Raw genomic sequence first — 7,653 nt, 5'->3', positions numbered from 1 at the left:
TATCTCCTGTGGAAATTTGGTTTCTTGTGCTGCGCTATGAGTCTGTCCTGTTGTAACACAGCGAAATCCAAGATGTTTGCTTCCTCTGCTGATTTGACTTTTGCCTCTGATTCCAATCATATATCTTCCACCACCGCTAAGTTTTTCCAGAATGCGGTAATGTGAGATCAGTATACGAATCATAACTATCCGGCTTATTGAAATTTGAAACAAAGGTCAAACAAATAAACGAGAAAAGAATAGAAATCAAAATGATTCTGATTTTGTTCATGTAGAAGCCTCATTGATTCATATCCAAGGTTGACTCACAAATAAGGCCAAGCATCCCAAAAAATCAACCGAGCAGTTTGAGGAGCATGCCGAACACCTCTTTTGCTGGCATCACCAGGAACACCAGCGGCAGGAACGGCAAAATTGCGGCCAGCAGAAGGACTAAAATATGTCGCCATTCCAGTGGCACGGGTTTCATCCAACGTGCATTTTCGTACAGCGCTCCCATATCGCACAACGCCGAAATCTCAGTAGGCAATTCCCCTGTCCGATTCTCGCGGAGTTTTCGTTCCAGATCTTGTGCTCCGTTGTAGGTGCTGCCGGTTAAAAGTAGCAGCTTCTCATCACGAACCCGGATTAGCTTTGGAGCAAACAGCAGAAGCGGCAGCAGTAGAACGATCAAAACGATCAACACATACGCAATCACGTGACCCTTGAAATCCATCAGATTGGCGCCCCTGTAGCAAACAGCGTCGGCGATCAGACAAGACAACTGCACACTAAGCGCGAACACCAACACTCCAAAGACCGCCTGCGTTTGGCCAAGGAACGCCAGACCACCAGCACGATCAGGATGAGTGGGCTGTGGTTGAAGCCTCAAATGTGCAGTCCGCCATAAAACCGTGGTCCATAGCAACAGACGCCACAGCCAACGCAAAGCCAGAAATCGCATAACAGAAACGCTGATTAGTAAGTACCACCATCCGGGAAGAGTGATTCGATCGCCGATATACTGCCAGGCACCAGTCAGCCATTCTTGTGCGCCGAACAGAGAAAAACATGTAATGATAGTGGTTAAGATCAGAAAAACGATGTTCACCGCACGTCCGCGCCATCGTTCCACAACACGCGTCAACAGTTGATCCAGCTTCGGTGTGTCTTCAGGAGAGAGAATGTCGGATCGACGTAGTTCTGCCACCACCATACCAAGAGTTTTTCCAACAATCGCTTCTCCTAAAATCAGGATGGGAATTGCAATCAGGAATTGTCCGTATGGCAGGAAATCCTTAAGCAATGGGACTTCAACACGATCGCCCAACGCCACGCCCTCCATGGTTGCCAGCACCAGTAGCGGTAACCATGTAACGGCTACCGATAATATAGCTAGCCGGTCCAGACGCGGTCGTGTGCCGTCTGACAGCCCGAATCGCTCCATGCCTTTGATGATCCGTCCTCCTCCTGTCAAAAATAGCGATTCGATATCCGGATCCGTTTTGGTCTGATGATTCATAACTCACTAAATAGTTTTAGAGTTTGCGACACCTGACTGTTCTGCATTTGTACCGTGTGATACGGAAGCCGTTGAAATGGCCCGTCCTTTACCCAAGTTGTACTTTTGGAAAACCTGCAATACAAGTTGATTCACTTCGGTGCCCCGATCCATAGTAATGGATTTCGATTTGCGATTGTCTTTCTCGTTCTGATTTGGATTGGAAATTGGACTGCTGCCACTTCAGCATTGAAATAATTTTTCGCAAAAAGTTCCTCTCTGACTTTTCTACAAAAAAATCGTAACCTATAAAACCTTTTTTCTAATTATATTCTAGACTAAACGGACTCTATTAAACGTAAAATCGAAGTAGAGATAACATGGCACTTGAGCCTGTGTGTCTTAGCTGTAAATAAGAACTGCCCACAATGTAGGGCAACACGGTAACCTGCAATAGGCTAATAAAGACTTTGGCTGGCCAATTCAAGAAGGAAATTTGTTCTCCAAAAAAGATACCTGCTCCAATTCCAGCTCCAAGACCGATCAGGATCTGATGAGATGTGGAGAGCCGGCGAAGAAAACTCTTCCTCCTCCGTTTTTCAGTTGCAGTATCCTGATTCTTATTCTGTTTTGCTGCTAGAGTCTGGTCCATTGAATTGCATTTACAAAAATACTACTAATATCTTCGATGATTACGATTGATGCGTTTTTCAGCGGGGGTCGTAAGGGCCACGCGGATCATGGAGGCCGCGTGGATTATAAACCCCGCGTGGATCAGCCGCTCCTCTTGGATCAGCAACCCCGGAGACATTCGTTGGCCGCGCCGCAAGTCCCCGCGCTTCAATGGAATCTGAATAAAGGTCAAACAAATAAACGCGAGAAGAATAGGGATCAAAATGTTTCTGATTTTTTTCATATAGAAACTCTCATCGAATCGAAACCTCACTTGCTTGTGATCTGGTATGTAATGCTGACCGAAAGCTGGAGGGGTCGAGATGTCGTCCTGCGGTTATTATCCATATATATAGCAATTGCCATCTCCTCCGTGGGTTTATCACTCCTGCTATTTGTCTTTTCTGATCAAGCCGAGGACCCGCTCGCAAAAGAGAGACACAGTCTCGTTCGAAGGGATTACTTCGACATTGACGAATGGTATAAGATAACGAATAACTATGAAATTCACAGATGCGCCGGGGTCAGGCGTGCAGCTTGAACGGCATCCGGAAAACCCCCTGGGCCGGCATCACCAGGAACACCGTAAGCTTATTGTGACTGCTATGGCTTTGGTGGTGATGTTGGTGTGCTGCACGCCGAGGGCCGTCGCTAATCCCATTGCCGACTCCGAGAGCCGCCCCCGAATAGTATCGAGCGAACCCTTTCTGCTCGCGCCTCCAAAGGAAGCAACACCCGTCGTGGTTCGGGCCCGCTTTGAGTTGCATGACATTAATGAGATTAACGACGGGGCGGAAACGTTCGAGTTCACAGGGGTACTCACGCTCAAATGGCATGACCCACGCCAGGCCTTTGACCCCTCTGTTGTTGGGGTGCAAGAAAAAATCTTCCAAGGGGGCTACCAGTTTGATGAGCTCTCGACAGGCTGGTATCCACAGGTTGTTCTCATCAACGAAGCCGGCTTGTACCAGATGAGTGGAGTCGTCCTGCGTGTCCAGCCAGACGGAACCTCGACTTTGATCGAGACACTCAACGCTGCTGCGGAAACGGAGGTCAACATGAGGCGGTTCCCGTTCGACCGGCAGCGCCTGGAAGCCGTCTTTGAAGTTCTGGGCTTCGACAAGGATGAGGTCTTGCTGCAAGTGGAATCGGATGAGGGAAGTTCCCTGGCCAGTAATGTTCGGGTGCCGCAGTGGACCGTCACAGGAGTCAGTGCGTCTGTTCGAGATCATTCTGCATCTTACGCCGGACGCCGGGAGGTTTCGTCAGCGCTGGTTGTGAGCGTGGATGTGCAGCGAGACCCCTTCTATGTAATGCGACTGGTCATCCTCCCCCTGATGGTGATCGTCCTGCTCTCGTTCTCGGTGTTCTGGATGGACCGCTCGTCGCTAGGCGATCGGCTCAGTGTCTCGTTTATCGGGATCCTGACTGGAGTCGCCTACCTCCTCGTGACGAGTGAGCAAGTGCCCCGCATCTCATATTTCACATTGATTCACGGATTCCTTAACCTCAGCTTCCTGACCATGTGCGCGACGGTCGTGATCAACCTGGTGGTGGGTGCTCTGGACAAGCGGGGAAATTTGGAGCGTGGAGATCACATCGATCGCGGTTGTCGTTGGGCATTCCCGCTCGTGTATTTCGGACTCCTCCTCATCATGCTCGGCGTGACGATCCAGTTCTTCTAGCAGCCAAGCTTGGTATCTTCGCCCTATATATCACGTCCATCCCCCCACCCAATTTTTCCAGGATGCGGTAAAGTTGTGTCCTAGGTAATCACTCCTGCTCTTTGTCTTCCTCTTTAGTTTCGCAAGCGACTGGATTGGAAATTGGACTGTTGCCGCTAAAGCATTGAAATAATTTTTCGCAAAAAGTTCCACTCTGACTTTTCTACAAAAAAATCGTAACCTATAAAACCTTTTTTCTAATTATATTCTAGATTAAACGTACTCTATTGAGCGTAACATCGAAGTGGAGATACATGGCACTTGAGCCTGTGTGTCTCTGCTGTAAAACAAGAACTGGTGAAAATTGTGGATGGACTTGTGATATGCGACTACTGCTTCCACCATCCAAGAAGATTTGAGGCAATGCACCAACGCGGCTCACGCACTTTGCTCGTGTCTCGGCCGTAGATCCAGTAATCGAATTTATGTTTGAGGAGTCCACTAGAAATATGGCCATCAATCCAAGTATTCACAAAGGAACGAAGATCTGGCATAAGCCAGTGGAAATCCTCCCATTCCGGTTTCCGGAATCACTGGAGCAAACTGCGGGTGTAACAAGCTCCACGCCGTAGCGCGCTCCCATGTAGTATACACCGCATCAAATTGATTAGTTTGATCGTTTACAAAGGTAGTTATCGGTTCAACCGGAACAATTTTTGCGTTAGGGAATACATTATGGAGACGTTCGATCAAATTGGGAATATTTGAAACCCCAATTCTTGGAGAATGCATTTCTTGAATTTTCGATATTTGCGAAAACTTTTCCCTGAGATGATCCGAGACGAGAAATGCGGCAGTTTCTTCAGCGGAGGGTTTCGAAAACTGCATTCCTTTTGCACGTTGAGGTGTTGCCCTGATTCCTGACATAACAATGTCACAAACACCCGTGTTCAATGCTTCATCCATTGTTTCTCTTGTAACCAGCACCAGCTCATGACGAACCTGGAGCTGCACTGCGAGAAACATGGGGTCCATCGAATTTCATTCACAAAAAGGCTACTAATAAAGTATCTTTTTCATGCTGCCCGCTACGTCTCATCCGGTTTCTTTGCATGAGCTACATACCAGCGTTCTTTAGGAACAAGTTTCGGCGCTTCCGGGTCTGCTTCGTAGTTGGGAGACATGATCTGTACGCCATACTCATTAAAAGCATCCTGAACATTTTGATGAAGATCAGAATAGGTCTTGAACATTTTTGAGGGTTCATCGGTGTACGCATTCAATTCATACTTGATGTAAGCAATAACACTGTCATAATCCACAAACCGATTATTTGCAATTTGACCATAACGTCTCCTTTAGCGCTTTGCTAATGAACTTACAGATTGGAACTGGAATTCTGTATTTCACTAAGTTAGCTCGAGCAAAGGCTATGCCAGTCCAACCAACATTGCAGGTTCCGCTTTTGTGGTCGGAGTTGCTCTGAATTGGATCTTCCAAAAATTCCTGACAACAACCCTGAAAGTCGAGATATCGTCCCGATATATCCCTGTGAATAGGAACTTTAATTTGCGCTAGAATCCCTTTTCGTCACACTCTGAGTTCGACGACGCTTGGCGCTAGTCTTGCATCAAAGTTGATTCTAACTGAGAGAGCCATCTCGCCACGGAGGAATTATGATGAGAGAATTCAATTCAATTGCAGCAGCATGTTGTGCGATAGTTATTCTGGTTATCGCTACCGATTCTAGCGCCCAAGACGTACCGCCCCCGAAGGAGGGAAAGCGTAACTATTCGCCTTATCCGGAAAAGACGTTTCCAAACCGCGTCTACTTCGGTGATACCCACCTCCAAACTTCCTACTCAACCGATGCAGGAATGGTGGGGAACACTCTTGGGCCGGAAGAAGCGTATCGCTTCGCCCGGGGCGAGGAGGTTATCCAGAGTCACGGCTTGCGCGCCAAGCTGCAGCGACCGCTCGATTTTCTCGTCATCGCGGATCATGCAGAGAACCTGGGTCTCGCACCGATGATTGCCGAGTCGAACCCGGATCTGCTTAAGACCGAATTCGGCCGCCGTGTGCTCGACCTGGTCAAGGCCGGCAAGGGTACTGAAGCGTACAATGTTTGGATACAATCGATGAGTGCGCTTCAAGATCCGCTCAAGGGAAATGAGCGCGTAGCGCGCACGATGTGGGAGCGCCTTACCGCGGCGGCAGAGAAGTACAACGAGCCAGGCCGATTCACAGCATTGATCGGTTTCGAGTGGACGTCAGGACCTTCCGGAAACAACCTCCACCGCAATGTCGTGTTCCGTGACGGCAAGGACAAGGCTGATCAGATCATCCCAATCTCTCAATACGACACAATCGACCCGGAAGACCTCTGGAAGTGGATGAGCAACTATGAGAAGAAGACAGGCGGCAGGTTGTTGGCCATCCCTCACAACGGCAACTTGTCCAACGGCCTGATGTTCGACGACGTTACATTGACGATCAAGAAGTCGCTCGACCGCGACTATGCTGAGCGGAGGATGCGTTGGGAGCCGATCTACGAAGTGACGCAGATGAAAGGCGACGGTGAGGCGCATCCCGCGCTGTCGCCGAATGACGAATTCGCCGACTTCGAGACCTGGGACAAGGGCAGTTTCGGCAACGAAGCAAAGACGGAAGACATGTTGCCCCGCGAGTATGCCCGTGAGGCATACAAACGCGGGCTCGCCTATGAGGCGAAGCTCGGCGCCAATCCGTTCAAATTCGGAATCATCGGTTCTACGGACGCGCACACGTCACTGGCAACCACTCAGGAAGACAACTTTTTCGGCAAGGTGGAACCGCTGGCGCCATCGGCTGAACCGGATCGTTTTTACGAGGTAATCACGGGTCGGCTATCAAGTTCGGAAGGCAAAGACCTTAAGCAGTATGCTTGGCAGACGAGCGCCTCAGGTCTCGCGGGCGTGTGGGCTCGCGAAAATACCCGCGAATCCCTCTGGGATGCGATGGCGCGCAAGGAAGTTTACGCCACAACCGGCACTCGCCTGCTTGTTCGCGTCTTTGGAGGGTTCGATTTCAACGCCCAGGACCTGGAGCGATCGGATTTTGCCGAACATGGCTACCGGAAGGGTGTACCGATGGGTGGCGATTTGAAGGCCGCTCCGGGCGGAAAGGCGCCGGTGTTTTTGGTGCGCGCTCTTCGCGACGTTGACGGGGCAAATCTCGATCGTATCCAGATCGTGAAAGGTTGGCTCGATACAGCGGGAAAAACGCAGGAGAAAGTCTACGATGTCGCGTGGTCGGGGAACCGCAAGCCGGGTCCGGATGGGAAGCTGCCAGCCGTGGGAAACACTGTCAACGTGGTTCAGGCCACTTACTCCAATGCGATTGGATCGCAGTACCTGACCGCTTATTGGAAGGACGCGAGTTTCGATCCGAAGCTTCGCGCCTTCTATTATGTCCGTGTAATTGAGATTCCGACGCCGCGCTGGACAACCTACGACGCCAAGTTCTTCGGCACGAAGATCCCGGAAGGAGCACCTACAACGATTCAGGACCGTGCTTATACTACGCCCATCTGGTACACACCGGGCAAGTAATTCGCGGTGGTTGGGAGCAGCAGAAGTGCGAGGAACCAGCAAATGATGAAGAATAGGGATGGATAAATTGCCGCGGAAGTTCCATTGGTGAAGTGCAATATAGAACAGGACGATTTGGGAAGGCAGTTTTCAAAAACGATTCTCGATCGTACTCATTCGGTGCCAAGAACCTCGAAACCGAGACTTTTCGCCGCTGTGGCAAGCTCTTCATCGTGTGTGAGCAAAAGATCCACAGGTTCAAATTCAC

At 49.8% G+C, this 7,653-nt stretch carries 8 protein-coding genes; 3 read left to right on the top strand and 5 right to left on the bottom strand.

Annotated elements, in window-relative coordinates; translation table 11 throughout:
- The 3 genes from L0156_10040 to L0156_10030 form a co-directional block, all read right to left on the bottom strand.
- On the bottom strand, positions 1–183 hold a 183-nt coding region (locus L0156_10040; GenBank protein MCI0603343.1), incomplete at its 3' end, for a hypothetical protein.
- A gap of 151 nt (positions 184–334) precedes the next feature.
- Positions 335–1,501, bottom strand: a complete 1,167-nt coding sequence (locus L0156_10035; GenBank protein MCI0603342.1) for a hypothetical protein — start codon at positions 1,499–1,501, stop codon at positions 335–337.
- Between the two features lie 331 nt (positions 1,502–1,832).
- Positions 1,833–2,132: a cation:dicarboxylase symporter family transporter gene (locus L0156_10030; protein MCI0603341.1), complete on the bottom strand. Its 300-nt coding sequence runs from the start codon at positions 2,130–2,132 to the stop codon at positions 1,833–1,835.
- A 36-nt stretch (positions 2,133–2,168) separates the two neighbouring features.
- Here L0156_10030 and L0156_10025 point away from each other — a divergent pair, with 36 nt between their 5' ends.
- Both L0156_10025 and L0156_10020 read left to right on the top strand, forming a co-directional pair.
- Entirely contained in the window at positions 2,169–2,693 is a 525-nt protein-coding gene (locus L0156_10025; protein ID MCI0603340.1) for a hypothetical protein, read from the top strand.
- Positions 2,653–3,837, top strand: a complete 1,185-nt coding sequence (locus L0156_10020) for a hypothetical protein (protein ID MCI0603339.1) — start codon at positions 2,653–2,655, stop codon at positions 3,835–3,837. Before L0156_10025 ends, L0156_10020 begins: the two co-directional genes overlap by 41 nt.
- Before the next feature lie 495 nt (positions 3,838–4,332).
- Here the strand turns inward: L0156_10020 and L0156_10015 are convergent, their stop codons facing one another.
- Positions 4,333–4,851: a transporter substrate-binding domain-containing protein gene (locus L0156_10015; GenBank protein MCI0603338.1), complete on the bottom strand. Its 519-nt coding sequence runs from the start codon at positions 4,849–4,851 to the stop codon at positions 4,333–4,335.
- 53 nt (positions 4,852–4,904) lie between these two features.
- The gene (locus L0156_10010; GenBank protein MCI0603337.1) at positions 4,905–5,138 is read right to left on the bottom strand and encodes a hypothetical protein; all 234 of its coding nucleotides are present in this window, start codon (positions 5,136–5,138) and stop codon (positions 4,905–4,907) included.
- A 354-nt stretch (positions 5,139–5,492) separates the two neighbouring features.
- On the opposite strand from L0156_10010, the gene L0156_10005 reads away from it, so the two are divergent.
- A complete protein-coding gene (locus tag L0156_10005) occupies positions 5,493–7,406 on the top strand; it encodes a DUF3604 domain-containing protein (protein ID MCI0603336.1) in 1,914 nt (637 codons plus the stop codon).
- Positions 7,407–7,653: the final 247 nt, after the last annotated feature.

The sequence above is a fragment of the bacterium genome, assembly GCA_022616075.1.
Classification (GTDB): domain Bacteria; phylum Acidobacteriota; class HRBIN11; order JAKEFK01; family JAKEFK01; genus JAKEFK01.
Note: the sequence above shows the minus strand (reverse complement) of the source record. Positions and strands in the feature narration are given on the sequence as shown.

Bases quoted from the DNA above. Each gene is read 5' to 3' on its own strand.
- L0156_10005 (MCI0603336.1), top strand. From the start codon at position 5,493: ATGATGAGAGAATTCAATTCAATTGCAGCAGCATGTTGTGCGATAGTT.
- L0156_10030 (MCI0603341.1), bottom strand. From the start codon at position 2,132: ATGGACCAGACTCTAGCAGCAAAACAGAATAAGAATCAGGATACTGCA.
- L0156_10020 (MCI0603339.1), top strand. From the start codon at position 2,653: ATGAAATTCACAGATGCGCCGGGGTCAGGCGTGCAGCTTGAACGGCAT.
- L0156_10015 (MCI0603338.1), bottom strand. From the start codon at position 4,851: ATGGACCCCATGTTTCTCGCAGTGCAGCTCCAGGTTCGTCATGAGCTG.
- L0156_10035 (MCI0603342.1), bottom strand. From the start codon at position 1,501: ATGAATCATCAGACCAAAACGGATCCGGATATCGAATCGCTATTTTTG.
- L0156_10025 (MCI0603340.1), top strand. From the start codon at position 2,169: ATGATTACGATTGATGCGTTTTTCAGCGGGGGTCGTAAGGGCCACGCG.